This is a genomic window from Hydrogenophaga sp. (genome assembly GCF_030656115.1).
GTDB lineage: Bacteria > Pseudomonadota > Gammaproteobacteria > Burkholderiales > Burkholderiaceae_C > Hydrogenophaga.
The window spans coordinates 1-16,187 of sequence record NZ_JAUSOO010000020.1 but is presented as its reverse complement, the minus strand read 5'-3'; the positions used below and the strand labels follow the sequence as shown (position 1 = coordinate 16,187).

At 62.6% G+C, this 16,187-nt stretch carries 14 protein-coding genes and 2 pseudogenes; 12 read left to right on the top strand and 4 right to left on the bottom strand.

Features of this window, described 5'->3' with window-relative positions:
- Positions 1-39 precede the first annotated feature (39 nt).
- Positions 40-2,109 carry a ribonuclease catalytic domain-containing protein gene (locus tag Q7J58_RS02125; RefSeq protein ID WP_304822745.1) on the bottom strand — a complete coding sequence of 690 codons (2,070 nt, stop codon included), beginning with the start codon at positions 2,107-2,109 and terminating at the stop codon, positions 40-42.
- Between the two features lie 41 nt (positions 2,110-2,150).
- Complete coding sequence (locus Q7J58_RS02120; protein WP_304822742.1) at positions 2,151-2,762, bottom strand: YqiA/YcfP family alpha/beta fold hydrolase; 612 nt, start codon at positions 2,760-2,762, stop codon at positions 2,151-2,153.
- Between the two features lie 94 nt (positions 2,763-2,856).
- Here Q7J58_RS02120 and rodA point away from each other — a divergent pair, with 94 nt between their 5' ends.
- From rodA to Q7J58_RS02100, 4 genes are all read left to right on the top strand, one after another.
- Positions 2,857-4,011, top strand: a complete 1,155-nt coding sequence (rodA, locus tag Q7J58_RS02115) for a rod shape-determining protein RodA (RefSeq protein WP_304822739.1) — start codon at positions 2,857-2,859, stop codon at positions 4,009-4,011.
- 81 nt (positions 4,012-4,092) lie between these two features.
- A complete protein-coding gene (gene tldD / locus Q7J58_RS02110) occupies positions 4,093-5,553 on the top strand; it encodes a metalloprotease TldD (protein WP_304822736.1) in 1,461 nt (486 codons plus the stop codon).
- Between the two features lie 228 nt (positions 5,554-5,781).
- Positions 5,782-6,921 carry a 3-deoxy-7-phosphoheptulonate synthase gene (locus Q7J58_RS02105; RefSeq protein WP_304822734.1) on the top strand — a complete coding sequence of 380 codons (1,140 nt, stop codon included), beginning with the start codon at positions 5,782-5,784 and terminating at the stop codon, positions 6,919-6,921.
- 156 nt (positions 6,922-7,077) lie between these two features.
- Positions 7,078-7,398 (top strand): hypothetical protein, encoded by a 321-nt coding sequence (locus tag Q7J58_RS02100; protein ID WP_304822731.1) that lies wholly within the window; start codon positions 7,078-7,080, stop codon positions 7,396-7,398.
- Between the two features lie 32 nt (positions 7,399-7,430).
- On the opposite strand, the gene mpl is transcribed toward Q7J58_RS02100, so the two are convergent.
- The gene (gene mpl, locus Q7J58_RS02095; RefSeq protein WP_304822729.1) at positions 7,431-8,885 is read right to left on the bottom strand and encodes a UDP-N-acetylmuramate:L-alanyl-gamma-D-glutamyl-meso-diaminopimelate ligase; all 1,455 of its coding nucleotides are present in this window, start codon (positions 8,883-8,885) and stop codon (positions 7,431-7,433) included.
- Between the two features lie 77 nt (positions 8,886-8,962).
- Here mpl and Q7J58_RS02090 point away from each other — a divergent pair, with 77 nt between their 5' ends.
- The 8 genes and pseudogenes from Q7J58_RS02090 to Q7J58_RS02055 all read left to right on the top strand — a co-directional run bounded on the left by Q7J58_RS02090 (position 8,963) and on the right by Q7J58_RS02055 (position 15,360).
- Positions 8,963-9,589 carry a hypothetical protein gene (locus Q7J58_RS02090; RefSeq protein ID WP_304822726.1) on the top strand — a complete coding sequence of 209 codons (627 nt, stop codon included), beginning with the start codon at positions 8,963-8,965 and terminating at the stop codon, positions 9,587-9,589.
- Positions 9,586-10,113 (top strand): TlpA disulfide reductase family protein, encoded by a 528-nt coding sequence (locus Q7J58_RS02085; protein WP_304822724.1) that lies wholly within the window; start codon positions 9,586-9,588, stop codon positions 10,111-10,113. The genes Q7J58_RS02090 and Q7J58_RS02085 overlap by 4 nt, the downstream gene beginning before the upstream one ends.
- 277 nt (positions 10,114-10,390) lie before the next feature.
- A complete protein-coding gene (accB, locus tag Q7J58_RS02080) occupies positions 10,391-10,852 on the top strand; it encodes an acetyl-CoA carboxylase biotin carboxyl carrier protein (RefSeq protein WP_304822721.1) in 462 nt (153 codons plus the stop codon).
- A gap of 14 nt (positions 10,853-10,866) precedes the next feature.
- Entirely contained in the window at positions 10,867-12,216 is a 1,350-nt protein-coding gene (accC, locus tag Q7J58_RS02075; protein ID WP_304822718.1) for an acetyl-CoA carboxylase biotin carboxylase subunit, read from the top strand.
- A gap of 31 nt (positions 12,217-12,247) precedes the next feature.
- Entirely contained in the window at positions 12,248-13,132 is an 885-nt protein-coding gene (gene prmA / locus Q7J58_RS02070) for a 50S ribosomal protein L11 methyltransferase (protein WP_304822853.1), read from the top strand.
- Between the two features lie 113 nt (positions 13,133-13,245).
- Positions 13,246-13,350: pseudogene (locus Q7J58_RS02065) on the top strand (zinc-ribbon domain-containing protein); the annotation flags it as partial.
- A 639-nt stretch (positions 13,351-13,989) separates the two neighbouring features.
- Positions 13,990-14,436 (top strand): DUF3426 domain-containing protein, encoded by a 447-nt coding sequence (locus tag Q7J58_RS02060; RefSeq protein ID WP_304822850.1) that lies wholly within the window; start codon positions 13,990-13,992, stop codon positions 14,434-14,436.
- A gap of 18 nt (positions 14,437-14,454) precedes the next feature.
- Positions 14,455-15,360, top strand: a complete 906-nt coding sequence (locus tag Q7J58_RS02055; protein ID WP_304822715.1) for a carbohydrate kinase family protein — start codon at positions 14,455-14,457, stop codon at positions 15,358-15,360.
- A gap of 338 nt (positions 15,361-15,698) precedes the next feature.
- Here the strand turns inward: Q7J58_RS02055 and Q7J58_RS02050 are convergent.
- Positions 15,699-16,187: pseudogene (locus tag Q7J58_RS02050) on the bottom strand (hypothetical protein); the annotation flags it as partial.

Sequence of the window (16,187 nt, the reverse complement as noted above, 5' to 3'; positions counted from 1 at the left end):
AGAATTATCGGTGCTGCGGGGCGTCTGAATCCCGGAGGGTCAGACGGCATTCTCGGTGGTCGTCGCCTCGGCCGGTGTGCCCGCGTCGTCCACGTCAATCGCCAACGCCAGCGGCGCCGCCAGTGCTTCGTCGTCTTCACCCGAGTCGCTGCTGTCATCGGCCAGGTCTTCTCCCGGCAGGTCCAGGCGCTCGACCACCGTGCCGTGAATGTCCAGCGTGATGTCGTCCACCGCACCCAGCCGCACGCGCACATGGGCGCCGCGCGGCAGGCCATCGGCACCCATCACCGGCAGCACCAGGGGCAGGTTGTCGGCGCGCACCAGGTTGTCTTTGAACAGGGTGGCGGTCAGTTCGCCAATGTTGTTTTGCTTCAGGTATTGCAGCGTCCAGTAGCGCTCCATGCCGTTCTGGAAGCCGTTGTAGGCGGTGTAAGCAGCGTCAAACGCGCTGATCACCGCAAACAATTGCGCGTCTTTGGGCTTGAACGGTGCAGCCAACGCAGCGGTTTTTCCGTGGCGCACACAGGCAATGATCTGCCACTGGTTCACCATGTCCACATAGCGGCGCAGGGGCGAGGTGCTCCAGGCGTAGCTGGGCACACCAATGCCGGCGTGCGGCTGCGCTTTGGTGCCCATGCGCACCTTTACGCCGGGTTGCAGGCTGGCCTGGCTGCGGTAAATGCCGGGCACACCGCATTCGGCCAGCCACTGGCCCCAACTGCTGTTGGCCAAAATCATGGCCTCGGCCACCATCAGGTCCAGTGGCGCACCGCGCTGGCGCGTGCCGATCACCACCGTCTCATGGCCCGCAGGCTCGCTGCCCGAGACGCCTTCGAGGCGGAAGGTGTAGTCGGGCCGAGAGAAGTTTTCGGGCTTGCCGCGCACCACCTCGCGCTGCGCTTTCAGGTGGCGCGCCAGCCTGAAGATGAAGGCCAACTGGGGTTGCAGCGCTTCAATGTGCGCTTCAACAAGGGCCTCGCTGGCGGGGGCTGCGCCGTTCAGCCACTCTTCGGTGATCACGGTGTCCAGCTTGTCGTGGCGCAGGTTGTGGGCGATCGGCACACGTTCCAGCGCGGTGCGCCGGTCTTGAATGGTCAGCGTGGCTTCGTCCAGCGTCACATACAGCGACAGGGCAGGGCAGTCGCGCCCGGCTTCGAGCGTGTAGGCCTGCACCACCTCGTCGGGCAGCATGGTGATTTTGTGGCCCGGCATGTACACCGTGGACAGGCGGTTGCGCGCCACCTGGTCAATGGGGCCGTCGGGCAGCACCACCAACCCAGGCGCGGCAATGTGAATGCCCAGCGTGACGGTGCCCGTGCCCAGGCCTTGAATCGAGAGCGCGTCGTCGATTTCGGTGGTGTGCGAGTCGTCAATGGAAAACGCCTGCACCGGCGCCAGAGGCAAATCGTCTGCAATGACCGGGGCCTGCAGCGCCGGAAAGCCCGTGCCTTTGGGGAACTGGTCGAACAAAAACCGCTGCCAGTGGAACTGGTAGGCGCTGCTGATGGCGCCCGCGTTTTGCAGCAGCGCCAGTGGGGCGGTGTGGCTGTTGCGGGCGGCCTCCACCACCGCCTTGTACTCGGGCGCGTTTTTGTCGGGTTTGAACAAAATTTTGTACAGCTGCTGGCGCACCGGCTCGGGGCATTGGCCGTTGGCCAGCTCGGCGGCCCAGGCCTCAATCTGTGCCTGAACCTGTTTTTTCTTTTCGATCGCGGCCAGCGCCTGCGCCAGGATGTCGGCAGGCGCCTTTTTGTAGCGACCTTTGCCGGCACGGCGAAAGTAATGCGGTGAGCCGTGCAGGCACAGCAGCGCCGCCACCTGCTGTTCGGTACCCGCGCTGGCACTGAAGTACTCTCGCGCCAGGTCGGCAAAGCCGAACTCGTCCTCCGGGGCAAACTCGTAAGCCATTTCCAGTTCCATGCTCTCGGCCAGCGCGGTGGCGGCGGGCATGAGCTGGGCCGGGGCAGGTTTTTCAAAGCGCAGCAAGGCGTTGGCCGCCTTGACCTTCACGCGCTTACCGGTATCCAGCTCAACCTGGAGCGAGCTTTCGGCCTCTGACAGGAGGCGGCCGGTCAGCAGTTTGCCGGCTTCGTCAAACAAAATGTGCATGGGCGAGATTGTCCCATGCGGGCGGTTTTGCTCCGCCGGTCTCAGCGGTGCAAGTTCAGAAAGTCGAACACGGCGTCGATGTGTTCCTCAAAGTTGCTGATGGCGTGGTCGCTCCCCGGCAGCAGACGCACCGCACCGCCGGCGCAAAACGCTTGCATTTCACGCCAGTCCAGCACCTCGTCACCCTGCGCCACGATGGCCCATTGGCGTTCTGGCGTGGCCGGCCGCAGCGCCGCGAGGCTGGCAATGTCGCTTTCCAGGGCGCGCAGTTCGTCCACGTAAGTTGGCTGAAAAACGAAGCGTTCGCTTGGGTCGTGCCAGCTGGTCTGTTCGCCCACGTACTTGAGCAGGTCGCGCGCGGGAAACACGGCCGGGTTGAGCAGCAGGGCCTTGGCGCAGCCGGTTTGCAGGGCCAGCCAGCGGGCATAGAAACCACCCAGCGACGACCCAGCCACCGCCATCGATTCGCGGGGCCAGTCGCGCACGCCATCCATCACCAGCGCCATGGCTTCCTTGGGCGAAGGGGGCAACTGTGGGCACCACCAGACCACACCCGGGTGCTGCGCGGCCACCCGGTTGGCCACTTTTTGCGCCTTCATCGATTGGGGCGAGGAACGAAAACCGTGCAGGTAGAGCAGGTGGGTGGTGGTCATGGGGGCGATGATACGGACGAAAAATGTCTCTGTGCGGGAGGTGTGGTGGGGTCGACCCCCATCTTGGTGGCCTTGGGCACGGGATAATCGCGGTATGTCCACCGCCTTCGACAAGCCCAACCCGCTGCAACGCATCGCACCTATTTTTCAGGGGTTCGATGGCCCTTTGGTGTTGGCGATTGTGCTGTTGGCCGGGCTGGGCCTCATGACCATGTATTCGGTGGGTTTTGACCACGGCACACGGTTCGCCACCCATGGGCGCAACATGTTGATGGCCGCTGGCGTGTTGTTTTTGGTGGCGCAAGTGCCGCCGCAGCGGCTCATGGCACTGGCGGTGCCCATGTATGTGTTGGGTGTGGCCCTGCTGCTGGCGGTGTTTCTGTTCGGTATTGAGAAAAAAGGGGCTCAGCGCTGGCTCAATATGGGCGTCGTGATTCAGCCCAGCGAGTTGCTCAAAATTGCCATGCCGCTGATGTTGGCGTGGTGGTTCCAGCGTCGCGAGGGGCAGTTGAAAACACTGGATTTTGTGGTCGCCGGCTTGTTGCTGGCGGTTCCGGCGGCGCTGATTTTGAAACAACCCGATCTGGGTACCACCCTGCTGGTGGTGGCTTCGGGCCTGTTTGTGATTTTTTTTGCCGGCCTGAGCTGGAAGCTGATCGTGCCGCCTCTGCTCATCGGTGCGGTGGGCATCATCGTGCTGATTGCGATGGAACCCCAATGGTGCGGCCCCGATGTGGACTGGAAAATTTTGCGCGAATACCAGCGCCAGCGGGTGTGCACGCTGCTGGACCCCTCCAAAGACCCGTTGGGCAAAGGGTTTCACATCATCCAGGGCATGATCGCCATCGGTTCGGGTGGCGTGTGGGGCAAAGGTTTCATGCAGGGCACCCAGACGCACCTGGAATTCATTCCCGAGCGCACCACCGACTTCATTTACGCGGCTTTTTCGGAGGAATTCGGCCTGATGGGCACCCTGGGTCTCATGGCCGCATTCATTTTCCTGGTGGTGCGCGGCCTCATGATTGCCCTGGAGGCGCCCACCTTGTTCTCCCGCTTGCTGGCGGGTGCGCTCACGCTCAATATCTTTGTGTACGCCTTTGTCAACATGGGCATGGTCAGTGGCATCTTGCCCGTGGTGGGCGTGCCGCTGCCTTTCGTGAGCTACGGCGGCACAGCCATGATCACCCTGGGCGTGGGGCTGGGCATGTTGATGTCGATTGCCAAGTCCAAGCGGCTGATGCAGTCCTGAATGTTGGGTGTGGCGCTGCGCAGACGCGGCGCCAAGACCATGCCCCCGGCGCGTCCCCCCGGTCCTTCTTACAATGGGGCCATGATTGCACGTGAACCCACCTTGGCCCGACTGGCCAGCGCCCAGAGCCTTCTGCTCGATCCCTATGGCTTGACCACCACGCACCTGCAGCGTGCGCTGGGCGACATCATGTCGCACGGCGTGGACGACGCCGACCTGTACTTTCAGTACACCCGCAGCGAGGGCTGGAGCCTGGAGGAGGGCATCGTCAAGACGGGCAGCTTCAGCATCGACCAAGGCGTGGGCGTGCGCGCGGTCAGCGGTGAAAAAACCGCGTTCGCTTATTCGGACGATTTGTCCTGGGACTCCTTGATCGATGCGGCGCACACTGTGCGCTCCATATCCGCCCAAGGCCAGGGCCGCCGGGTGCGAAAACCCAGCACCAAAGTGGCCCAATCGCGCTCGCTGTACCCCGGCCTGGACCCCATTGGCACGCTGGACAGCACCGCCAAAGTGGCCTTGCTGGAGCAGGTCGAGCGCATGGCCAAGGCCAAAGACCCGCGCGTGGTGCAAGTCATGGCCGGGCTGGCCAGTGAATACGACGTGGTGCTGGTGGCCCGCGCCGACGGCACCCTGGCCGCCGATGTGCGCCCGCTGATCCGCCTGTCGGTGACGGTGATTGCCGAGCAAAAAGGCCGCCGTGAAGTGGGCTCGTCGGGCGGCGGCGGTCGCTTTGGTTTGGCCTACTTTGACGAAGCCATGGTGCAAACCTATGTGGACGAAGCCGTATCGTCGGCGCTGACCAACCTGGATGCACGCCCCGCACCGGCTGGTGAAATGGTGGTGGTGCTGGGTTCGGGCTGGCCCGGTATTTTGTTGCACGAAGCGGTGGGTCACGGCTTGGAGGGCGACTTCAACCGCAAGGGCTCCAGCGCTTTCGCCGGGCGCATCGGCCAGCGTGTGGCGGCCAAGGGCGTGACGGTGCTCGACGACGGCACCATCGCCGACCGCCGGGGTTCGCTCAATGTGGACGACGAGGGCCACCCGTCGCAGAAAAACGTGTTGATTGAAGACGGCATTTTGCGCGGCTACATCCAAGACTCGATGAACGCGCGCCTCATGGGCGTGAAGCCCACCGGCAATGGTCGGCGCGAAAGCTACGCCCATGTGCCCATGCCGCGCATGACCAACACCTACATGCTCGGCGGTGACAAAGCGCCCGAGGAAATTGTGGCCAGCATCAAAAAAGGCCTGTACGCCGTGAACTTCGGCGGCGGGCAGGTGGACATCACCAGCGGCAAATTTGTGTTTTCGGCCAGCCAAGCCTATTGGGTGGAAAACGGCCAAATCCAATACCCGGTCAAAGGTGCCACCTTGGTGGGCAACGGCCCCGACTCGCTCACCCGCGTCAGCATGATCGGCAACGACATGAAGCTCGACAGCGGCGTGGGTACCTGCGGCAAAGAAGGCCAAAGCGTGCCCGTGGGCGTGGGCCAGCCCACCTTGCGCATCGAAGGCCTGACCGTGGGCGGCACCGCCTGAGGGGCGCTGTAAGACAGGTGTCATACCGTCTGTGCTACATTGGCCACCCATGAAAACGCGTTTCGCTTTTGCCTTTTATTTTTGGTTCTCAGTCCCTGGCGGACGAGAGGCGAGGCTGTAAGCGCATCACCGAATCTCGATCAAACCGCCGGAGCCACCAGCCCGGCGGTTTTTTTTCGCCCCTGCTGTTCCCACTTTTTGTACCAACCGCACTTGAGGAGTCCCGCGATGAATGCACAGACCACCCCGGCCAGCAGCGATGCCTGGCATGCCCGTCCTGTCGACAAAACCAGCCAGACCGACGACGAACGCATCAAGGACATCACCGTGCTACCGCCTCCAGAACATTTGATCCGCTTCTTCCCCATTGGCGGCACACCGGTGGAGGCGCTGATCAGCCAGACCCGCCAGCGCATTCACAACATCTTGCACGGCCAGGACCAGCGCTTGCTGGTGGTGATCGGGCCTTGTTCGATCCACGATCCGGCTGCCGCCATCGACTACGCCCGTCGCTTGAAGCCGCTGCGTGAAAAGTACGCCGACACGCTGGAGATCGTCATGCGCGTGTACTTTGAAAAACCGCGCACCACGGTGGGCTGGAAAGGCCTCATCAACGACCCCTACCTGGACGAGAGCTTCCGCATTGATGAGGGCCTGCGCATTGCGCGCCAGTTGCTGATTGAAATCAACCGACTGGGTCTGCCTGCCGGCAGCGAATTTCTGGACGTGATCTCGCCGCAATACATTGGCGACCTGATCAGTTGGGGGGCCATTGGGGCGCGTACCACCGAAAGCCAGGTGCACCGTGAACTGGCCTCCGGCCTGTCGGCGCCCATCGGTTTCAAAAACGGGACCGACGGCAACATCAAGATTGCCACCGACGCCATTCAGGCAGCGGCGCGCGGTCACCACTTTCTGTCGGTGCACAAAAATGGCCAGGTGGCCATCGTGCAGACCAATGGCAACCCGGACTGTCATGTGATCTTGCGCGGTGGCAAAGCGCCCAACTACGACGCCGCCAGCGTGGCCGCTGCGGTGAAGGACCTCGAAGCCGCCAAGTTACCGGCACGTTTGATGGTCGACTGCAGCCACGCCAACAGCAGCAAACAGCACCAAAAGCAGTTGGATGTGGCGCGCGACATTGCAGGCCAGATCACCGCTGGCTCGAGCAGCGTATTTGGCGTCATGATTGAAAGCCACATTGAGGCCGGCGCACAAAAATTCACCCCTGGCAAGGATGGTATGGATACCCTGACTTACGGTCAGAGCATCACAGACGCCTGTCTCGGCTGGGAGGACTCTCTGCAAGCCTTGGAGGTGCTGTCGCAAGCGGTTGCCCGCCGCAGCGCCGGTGGTCAAGCCGGCTGAAGGCCTTTGTTGACCCCGATCGCCATGGATGAATCGGGTGTTTGATTGCCTTGTGGCTTGTACTCGTCGGCGATGGAGCGCTTCCTGGCGGGTTGCTCAAGGCACAATGTGGGCGTGTCTTTCAATACCCTCTAACGTATCCAAGGAGTCGTTTTTATGCGCAGCCACGTGACCGTGATCTGGGGTGAGCCATTCACCTACCGCTTTGATCTGGAAGAAGTCCAGCCCATGCCGCACGACATGGCCCGCAGCTGGCTGGACGAGCAGTTCACCTTTCTGGGCTGCGAACCGATCCGGGCCACCGGCAAGGTACTGACCGCCGACAAGGTGCTGTGTGTGGCGCAGGCCGCTGGCGAAGCGCGTTTTCGCGATGAGGCGCACCACGCGTGGGCCGTGGCCTTTGCCAAAGCGGCCAGTGCCGCATTGGCAAAGCCTGTGGTGTCGGTGGACGTGCAGGCCATGACGCTGTCTTACTGATTCGCGTCCAGCGGGGTTGCCGGGCTGCTTGATCAGGTGCAGGACTGGGTCAACGCGCTCAGCAGGCGGGCATGCACGCCGCCAAAGCCACCGTTGCTCATGCACACAATGTGATCGCCGGGCTGCGCGGCAACGCTCACCTGCGTTACCAGCTCGTCTATGTTGTGCGCCACCCGCGCACGCGCACCCATGGGTTTCAGGGCGTCATTGGCATCCCAGTCCAGCCCGCCCGCGTGGCAAAAAGCCAGGTCAGCGGCTTCCAGGCTCCAGGGCAATTGCGATTTCATGGTGCCGAGTTTCATCGTGTTGCTGCGAGGTTCAAACACCGCCAGGATGCGGCCTGACGGGCCTGGGTTCTGCTGCAACCGGCGCTTCAGCCCGTCCAGCGTGGTGCGGATGGCTGTGGGGTGGTGGGCAAAGTCGTCGTATACGGTGATGGCTTGTCCTTGCTGCGTCACCGTGCCGCGAACCTCCATGCGGCGGCGAACGTTTTCAAAACGGGCCAAGGCCTGGGCCGCCAACGCTGGGGGCACGCCCACGTGGTCGGCCGCCGCAATGGCTGCCAGCGCATTGAGCTGGTTGTGGGTGCCGCTCAGCGCCCATTCCACCCGGGCCACCACCTGGCCGCGCTGCAGCACGTCAAAGGCGTGTGGTTCGCCTTGGGCCGTGAAGTCGCTCACCGCTGCGCCAAAGCTGCGCAGTTCGCTCCACAGCCCCGTGTGCAGCACCCGGTCCAGCGACTCTTCCAGCCCATTCACCACCACCCGACCCGAGCCGGGCACGGTGCGCACCAGATGGTGAAACTGGCGTTCAATCGCCGCCAGGTCGTCAAAAATATCGGCGTGATCGAACTCCAGGTTGTTCAAAATGGCGGTGCGTGGCCGGTAGTGCACAAACTTGCTGCGTTTGTCGAAAAACGCGGTGTCGTATTCGTCGGCCTCGATCACGAAAACAGGTGCTTTTGCTCCGGAGCCATCGCTTATCGAAGCCGCGCCTTGCGGGCGCTGTGCTGCGCCTAGTCTGGCTGAAACGCCAAAATTCATGGGCACGCCGCCAATCAGAAAGCCCGGTTCCAGACCCGCCGATTCCAGAATCCAGGTGAGCATGGCGGTGGTGGTGGTTTTGCCGTGGGTGCCCGCGACCGCCATCACATGGCGCCCTTGCAACACGTGCTCGGCCAGCCACTGTGGGCCACTGGTGTAGGGTGCACCGGCTTCCAGGATGGCTTCCATGAGCGGGAATTTGGGGCTGCCATCGGGGCGCCGGGCTCGGCTGACCACGTTGCCCACCACGTACATGTCGGGTGCCAAGGCCATCTGGTCGGCCTCAAAGCCTTCCACCAGGTCAATGCCCAGTGCACGCAGCTGGTCGCTCATCGGCGGGTAAACGCCAGTGTCACAGCCGGTCACCCGGTGTCCAGCCTCGCGCGCCAGCGCGGCCAAGCCGCCCATGAACGTGCCACAAATGCCCAGAATATGAATATGCATCCGGCGATTTTAGGCGCCCATACCGGGTATGGCGGGCGGGTGCCGCAGGCCTGCAGTGCAGCGGGCACAATGGCACCATGGATTGGAATCGAGACAGCAACCACAACGATATTGCCGCCGTGGCCGCCCGTCTGGTGGTGGAGGAGGGGCTGGAATACGCTGCCGCGAAGCGCCGCGCTGTTAAACAGTTGGGCCTGCAGGCACGGGCGCCTTTGCCCGACAACGCTGCCATGGACGCGGCGGTGCGCGAATACATTGCGGTGTTCTGCCCGGAAACCCAGGCCGCCGAGCTGCGGGCTCTGCGCGAGGTGGCGCTGTTGTGGATGGGCCGTCTGGCCGCGTTCCGCCCGCACCTGGGCGGTGCGGTCTGGCACGGTACCGCCACCCGGCACAGCGATATTTATGTGCAGCTGTTTTGCGACGATCCCAAGTCTGCCGAATTCGCGCTGCTGGACCACCGCGTGGAATACCACCCGGGCACGGTCAACGGCTGGCGCGGCGAGCCGGTGCAATCGCTCACGCTGCGAACCCGTTGCAATGCGCTGGGGCAATGGGTGCTGGTGCACCTGATGGTGCACGACCTCGACGACCTGCGCGGCGCCCTGAAGCCCGACGCCCAAGGCCGCAAGCCCCGGGGTGATGCACCCGCTCTGCGTGCGCTGATGGCCCAAACCCTTACAGAAACACAAGAGCACATGCCATGACCCTGAACCGACGCACAATTTGGATGACGGGGGTGGCCACTGCGGCGGGTGCAGCGGGTGTCGGTGTGGCCTGGTGGCGCTACCAGCCCAACGCGGTCGCCACCGACGCCGAGGCCACCTTCTGGGCCAGCCAGTTTGAAGATCCCCATGGCGATGCATTGAACCTGGCGGCTTGGCGTGGCAAACCGCTGCTGGTGAATTTTTGGGCCACCTGGTGCCCGCCGTGTGTGGAAGAGCTGCCGCTGCTCAACGCCTTTTACCGCACCCACGCGGCTCGGGGTTGGCAGGTGCTGGGGCTGGCGGTGGACCAGCCCAGTGCGGTGCGCAGTTTCCTGCAGAAACTGCCGTTGGACTTTCCGGTGGGCATGGCAGGCTTGGCGGGCACCCAGCTTAGCCGCGAACTGGGCAACCCCACCGGGGGACTGCCTTACACCGTGGTCATGGGTGCAGACGGTGCCGTGCTGCACCGAAAAATCGGCAAGGTGTCCGAGGCCGATCTGGCCCAATGGGCCTTGCTGGCCTGAGCGTGGCTGCGTACGCAGTTTTCTCAGGCCCGTCTGGCGCCCAAGGAGCGTCTTCTTGTTACATCCGGCAACGTTCTTTGAAAAACGGTTAAAGTTCGCCAACACCGTCGCTCAGGGCTTGCTGGCCCAAGAAAATGGCGTCTTTTTCAGCCGATACACGGCGCTCTCAACGGTGCTGCCATCGTGTACACTGCGCCACCCGATGGGTTGATATGCCCCAATTTGTGTGAATTTGGTGGTATTTGGGTCAACTTAAGCGATTTTCGTTGGAGAAACCATGGATTTGAGAAAACTGAAAACCCTGATCGATCTCGTGTCAGAGTCGAACGTGTCGGAGCTGGAAATCACCGAAGCCGAAGGCAAGGTGCGCATCGTCAAGAGCGCGCCTGTTGGGTTTGCAGCGCCCATGGCCTATACCATGGCACCAGCGCCCCAGGCGGCACCTGCGGTGATCGTGGCTGAGTCAGCGGCACCTGTGGTGCCCACACCCGTCGCAGAGCCCACAGGCCATATTGTGAAGTCGCCCATGGTTGGTACGTTCTACCGTGCTTCCAGTCCAGGTGCCAAGCCTTTTGTTGAATTGGGTGACTCCATCAAGGAGGGCGAGACCATCTGCATCGTTGAAGCCATGAAAATTCTCAACGAAATCGAGGCCGACAAGTCCGGCACGGTAACCAAGATTCTGGTGGACAACGGCCAGGCCGTGGAGTACGGCCAGCCCTTGTACGTGATCGAATAAAGGGCTTGGCGCGCATGTTCAAGAAAATTCTGATAGCCAACCGGGGAGAGATTGCACTGCGGGTGCAGCGGGCTTGCCGGGAGATGGGCATCAAAGCGGTGATGGTCTATTCCGAAGCCGACCGCGACGCCAAATACGTGCGCCTGGCCGACGAGGCCGTCTGCATCGGGCCCGCATCGAGCACGCACAGCTACCTCAACATGCCGGCCATCATTTCTGCAGCCGAGGTGACCGACGCCGAGGCGATTCATCCTGGCTACGGTTTTCTGTCGGAAAACGCCGACTTTGCCGAGCGTGTGGAAAAAAGCGGCTTCACTTTCATCGGCCCTTCGCCTGAGTCCATCCGCCTGATGGGTGACAAGGTCTCGGCCAAGCAGGCCATGATCCGCGCTGGCGTGCCTTGTGTTCCCGGTTCCGAAGGCGCTCTGCCCGACGACCCGGTGATCATCAAACGCACCGCCAAGGCGGTCGGTTACCCGGTGATCATCAAGGCTGCTGGCGGCGGCGGTGGGCGTGGCATGCGCGTGGTGCACACCGAGGCAGCCCTGCTGCACGCGGTGCAGACCACCAAGGCCGAAGCTGGGGCAGCGTTTGGCAACCCTGAGGTGTACATGGAGAAGTTTCTCCAGAACCCGCGCCACATCGAAATTCAGATTCTGGCCGACACGCACCGCAACGCGGTGTATCTGGGCGAGCGCGACTGCTCCATGCAACGCCGTCACCAGAAGGTCATTGAAGAAGCGCCCGCGCCGGGCATTCCGCGCCGCCTGATTCAGAAAATTGGTGAGCGTTGCGCGGCAGCCTGTAAAAAAATCAGTTACCGGGGCGCTGGTACCTTTGAGTTCCTCTACGAAAACGGCGAGTTTTATTTCATTGAAATGAACACCCGTGTGCAGGTCGAGCACCCGGTGACCGAGTGGATTTCGGGGGTGGACATTGTTCGCACCCAAATTGCGGTGGCCGCTGGCGAAAAATTGCCGTTCACACAGCGCCAGGTGGAGCTGCGTGGGCATTCGATCGAGTGCCGGATCAACGCCGAGGACCCTTACAAGTTCACGCCGTCGCCCGGTCGCATCACCACCTGGCACGCACCCGGCGGCCCCGGTGTGCGCGTCGATTCGCACGCCTACACCAATTACTTTGTGCCGCCGAACTACGACTCCATGATCGGCAAGATCATCGTGCACGGCGATACCCGCGAGCAAGCGCTGGCCCGCATGCGCACCGCGTTGGCCGAGACGGTGATCGAAGGCATCAAGACCAACATCCCGCTGCACCGCGAACTGATGGTGGACGCGAGCTTCATCGCTGGCGGTACCAATATCCATTACCTTGAAGAATGGTTGTCACAGCGTGAGCGTTGAATTGGAAAACACTTCCCCGTCGGCAGGAAGCTTGTTTGAGCTGGTGTTGCTGGCGCCCGAATCTGCCGTGGAGTCGGTGGGCGATGCGTTGGTGGCGCTGGATGCCTTGAGCGTGTCGGTGGAAGACGCCGATGCCATGACGGCTGCCGAGTCGGCCTTGTTTGGCGAGCCGGGCATGCCGCCGCCCAAAGCCGGTTGGCAGCGTTCCCGCGTGGTGGCGCTGTTCCCCACCGAAGCAGCGGCCCGAGAGGCGGCTGGCTTGCTGCTGCTGCAAGACTTCTTTGAAGGCTGTGCGGTGCAAGGCGTGCAGGCGGTGCCCGAACAGGACTGGGTGCGTTTGACCCAATCGCAGTTTGCACCGGTTGAAATCACCCCCAGTTTCTGGATCGTGCCCACCTGGCACGAACCGCCGGCAGCGGCAGAGCAGGTGATTCGTCTGGACCCTGGTCTGGCGTTTGGCACCGGCACCCACCCCACCACCCGCATGTGCCTGCGCTGGACGGCACAGCACGACTGGGCAGGGCAGCGGGTGCTCGATTACGGCTGTGGCTCGGGTATTTTGGCCATTGGCGCGGCCAAGTTTGGGGCGCACGACATCGTCGCGGTGGACATCGACCCCGCTGCGGTCGAATCGACCCAACTCAATGCCGCGGCCAACCATGTGACGCTGGCCGCGGGCTTGCCCGAGTTGGCTGCGGGGGCGTTTGATCTGGTGCTGGCCAATATTCTGGCCACGCCGCTCAAGGTGTTGGCACCCTTGCTGTGCGCCCATGTGCGTTCTGGCGGGCATTTGGTGCTGGCCGGTATTTTGGCGCGCCAGGCCGACGAGTTGCGTGAGGCCTACGCGCCTTGGATGGCGCTGGAGGTGAGCGACGAAACCGACGGCTGGATTCTCATGACCGCGGTCAAAGGCTGAGCGTTTTTTCATGGTGATCCGCACGCTGTTGGGGTCGGTCATGCAGCGGCCCCTCTTTTCATGGCGTACCGGTGCCTTGGGTGTTGTCATCGCCGGTGCGGAATAATCTGCCCATGCATTTCACCACCCGCTGTCCCGCTTGCGGCACGATGTTCAGGGTTGTTCCCGACCAGCTCAAAATTTCCGATGGCTGGGTCCGGTGTGGCCATTGTGCTGACGTGTTTGACGCCACGCTGTACCTCGAAACCTGGGTGCCTCCAGCACCTTCAACCACAGGCGATCCCGTCAGCCGCAGGCAGCGGTCGGGGTCCTCAGGTGAGGTCACGCCGTCTGGTCTGGATGCGACTTCCAACGGGCACCGGCCTGCTGTCCATTCTCTGGAGCGCATCGAAACGACTGTGCTGAGGGAGCGTGAGGTGTTGGCTGTAGACCCCAGCGCAGAAGCGCGGCTTGCGGGGGGCGTGTTCCAGCCGCATTCTGTGGTTGCACCAACTCCTGCATTGGTCTCTGCCGAAAATTCGCCACACACCTTCGCGAGTGACAGGTCTGCAGCGCCAGCACCGCAGCGGCTGGTGGATGAATCTCCAGAAACCCGTGTTACCGCGGTGCCTCCAACGCCAGACGCGGATCACCAGACCGATATCCCGGGTTTCTCTGCCAGCACGTTGGGTGCGGTCGCAGATCAGATGCCGGTTGATTTGGGTTTGGGCCCTGCAGGACCGGATGGGGTTGACCGTGCGCAGCAGGCCTCGCAGCCCGCTGACCATCCGAAATTGGTGGAACCTGAGCCCAGTTTTGTCAGGCAGGCGCGCCGCCGGGCGTTTTGGCATTCGCCTGGAATACGGGTGTTGTTGTCGGTGTTCGTGCTGTTGCTCACCCTGGCTCTGGGTTTGCAGTGGGTCTTGCACGAGCGCGATACCCTGGCGGCTTGGCAGCCCCGGTGGGCGCCCACGCTCAAGCAGCTGTGTGCACCGCTGGGTTGCGAAGTGGCACCGGTGCGCCGAATCGATGCCATCGTCATCGACAGTTCGACGCTGGTGCGTCGGTTGGGCAACTTTTACTCTTTTGACTTGGTGCTGAAAAACACCGCGTCGATACCGCTGGCGGTGCCTGCCCTTGAACTGAGCCTGACCGACACCCACGATGCGGTGATTGCGAGGCGCGTTTTCTTGCCCGAGGAACTGCCTGGAGCGCTGGTGCTGTTGCCGCCACAAGATTCGGTGACCATCAGCCTGCGTCTCTCGCTTGCGGTGGGTGCATCCATGCCGATGGCAGGCTATCGAGCCCTGGTTTTTTACCCTTGATTCTGGAAACAACGCTTCATGTCCATCCTCGTTTGCGGTTCGCTGGCCTTTGACACCATCATGACCTTTGAGGGTCGCTTTGCCGAGCAGATCCTGCCCAGTCAGCTGCACATTCTCAACGTCTCTTTTCTGGTGCCCGGTTTGCGCCGCGAATACGGGGGGTGTGCCGGCAACATTGCCTACGGTCTGCGCCAGCTGGGTGCGCAAGCCGTGCCGTTGGCCATGCTGGGTAACGATGGTCAAGACTACCTGGCGCGCCTGCAGGCCTTGGGTGTGGACACGCAGCACGTGGGCTCTTCGGCCGACTGCTACACCGCCCAGGCCATGATCATGACCGACCGTGACAACAACCAGATCACCGCTTTTCATCCCGGTGCGATGTCCCAGGCGCACGACAACCCGGTGCCCGCACGGACCGATATCTCCTTGGGCATCATTTCGCCCGATGGCCGTGAAGCGATGCTGAGCCACGCCCGTCAGCTGCACGCAGCGGGTGTGCCGTTTGTGTTCGATCCAGGCCAGGGCCTGCCCATGTTCAACGGGGAAGAGTTGTTGCAATTCGTCGAACTGGCCACCTGGGTCGCGGTGAACGATTACGAAGCCCGCATGCTGTCGGACCGTACCGGTTTCTCGCTGGAAGACCTGGCGGCGCGTGTGCAGGGCCTCATTGTGACCCTGGGTGCGCAGGGTTGCGAGGTTTGGGAGGGTGGGCAGAAAACGGTGGTGCCCGGTTTGTCTGTTGCCGATGTGGTGGACCCGACCGGTTGTGGCGATGCGTTTCGCGCCGCTTTGCTGCACGGTCTTGAGCTGGGTTGGGCGTTGCAACGCTGTGCCGAATTGGGGAACCGCATGGGGGCCGCCAAAATTGCCAGCCGCGGTGGCCAGAACTACCTGTTCAGCGTTCAACCTAGAAACGGCAGTTGACCGCGCTCAACCGCTGGGGATACCTGTGAATGCTGAGAATTTTGCCCACGGGCAAGCTCACCTTGTGGGGAGTGCGCTACAGGTTCAGGCCCGATTGAGCCGCCAGGGCGCGCGCTGCGGCGTTGTTCCTCCTGGCGGGCAGTAGCCCGCTGCGTCGTCGCGCCTTGCCAGCAAATACCCTGACAGCCCACTCGGACCTGTCCAACTGCCGTTTCTTGGTTTAACGCGCGTTGGCGACCCTGGCAAGGTTGTCAGCTCGTTCCTGGATTCTTTTTGCCGGGCGACAAATGAAAAAAGCCCGGGGCCAAAGCACCGGGCTTGTTGTTTTGCCGACGGCTTCAGGGTTTGCTGGAGGTCGGAAATGGCCAGGCTGCTTGAGGCGTCAGCTTGGTCTGTGCTGCTGGGGCGGCAGGTGCAACCGATTTCTTGGTCGCTGCTGCTTTCTTCACAGGTGCAGCAGCCTTCTTGACAGGCGTTGCTTTCTTCGCAGGAGCAGCCACCGCCTTCTTGGCCGGAGCGGCTTCCTTGGCGGGTGCAGCAGCCTTTTTGGCTGGCACTGCTTTCTTCGCGGGAGCCACCGCCTTCTTGGCTGGAGCAGCCTCCTTGGCGGGTGCAGCAGCCTTCTTGGCAGGCGCTGCTTTCTTCGCGGGAGCAGCAGCCACCGCCTTCTTCGCAGGAGCAGCCACCGCCTTCTTGGCCGGGGCGGCTTCCTTGGCGAGTGTAGCAGCCTTTTTGGCTGGCACTGCTTTCTTCGCGGGAGCCACCGCCTTCTTGGCTGGAGCAGCCTCCTTGGCGGGTGCAGCAGCCTTCTTGGCAGGCGCTGCTTT

What these genes read in the sequence shown, in the direction of transcription:
- Q7J58_RS02125 (WP_304822745.1), bottom strand. Translation starts at nt 2,109, where the DNA reads ATGCACATTTTGTTTGACGAAGCCGGCAAACTGCTGACCGGCCGCCTC.
- Q7J58_RS02120 (WP_304822742.1), bottom strand. Translation starts at nt 2,762, where the DNA reads ATGACCACCACCCACCTGCTCTACCTGCACGGTTTTCGTTCCTCGCCC.
- rodA (WP_304822739.1), top strand. Translation starts at nt 2,857, where the DNA reads ATGTCCACCGCCTTCGACAAGCCCAACCCGCTGCAACGCATCGCACCT.
- tldD (WP_304822736.1), top strand. Translation starts at nt 4,093, where the DNA reads ATGATTGCACGTGAACCCACCTTGGCCCGACTGGCCAGCGCCCAGAGC.
- Q7J58_RS02105 (WP_304822734.1), top strand. Translation starts at nt 5,782, where the DNA reads ATGAATGCACAGACCACCCCGGCCAGCAGCGATGCCTGGCATGCCCGT.
- Q7J58_RS02100 (WP_304822731.1), top strand. Translation starts at nt 7,078, where the DNA reads ATGCGCAGCCACGTGACCGTGATCTGGGGTGAGCCATTCACCTACCGC.
- mpl (WP_304822729.1), bottom strand. Translation starts at nt 8,885, where the DNA reads ATGCATATTCATATTCTGGGCATTTGTGGCACGTTCATGGGCGGCTTG.
- Q7J58_RS02090 (WP_304822726.1), top strand. Translation starts at nt 8,963, where the DNA reads ATGGATTGGAATCGAGACAGCAACCACAACGATATTGCCGCCGTGGCC.
- Q7J58_RS02085 (WP_304822724.1), top strand. Translation starts at nt 9,586, where the DNA reads ATGACCCTGAACCGACGCACAATTTGGATGACGGGGGTGGCCACTGCG.
- accB (WP_304822721.1), top strand. Translation starts at nt 10,391, where the DNA reads ATGGATTTGAGAAAACTGAAAACCCTGATCGATCTCGTGTCAGAGTCG.
- accC (WP_304822718.1), top strand. Translation starts at nt 10,867, where the DNA reads ATGTTCAAGAAAATTCTGATAGCCAACCGGGGAGAGATTGCACTGCGG.
- Q7J58_RS02055 (WP_304822715.1), top strand. Translation starts at nt 14,455, where the DNA reads ATGTCCATCCTCGTTTGCGGTTCGCTGGCCTTTGACACCATCATGACC.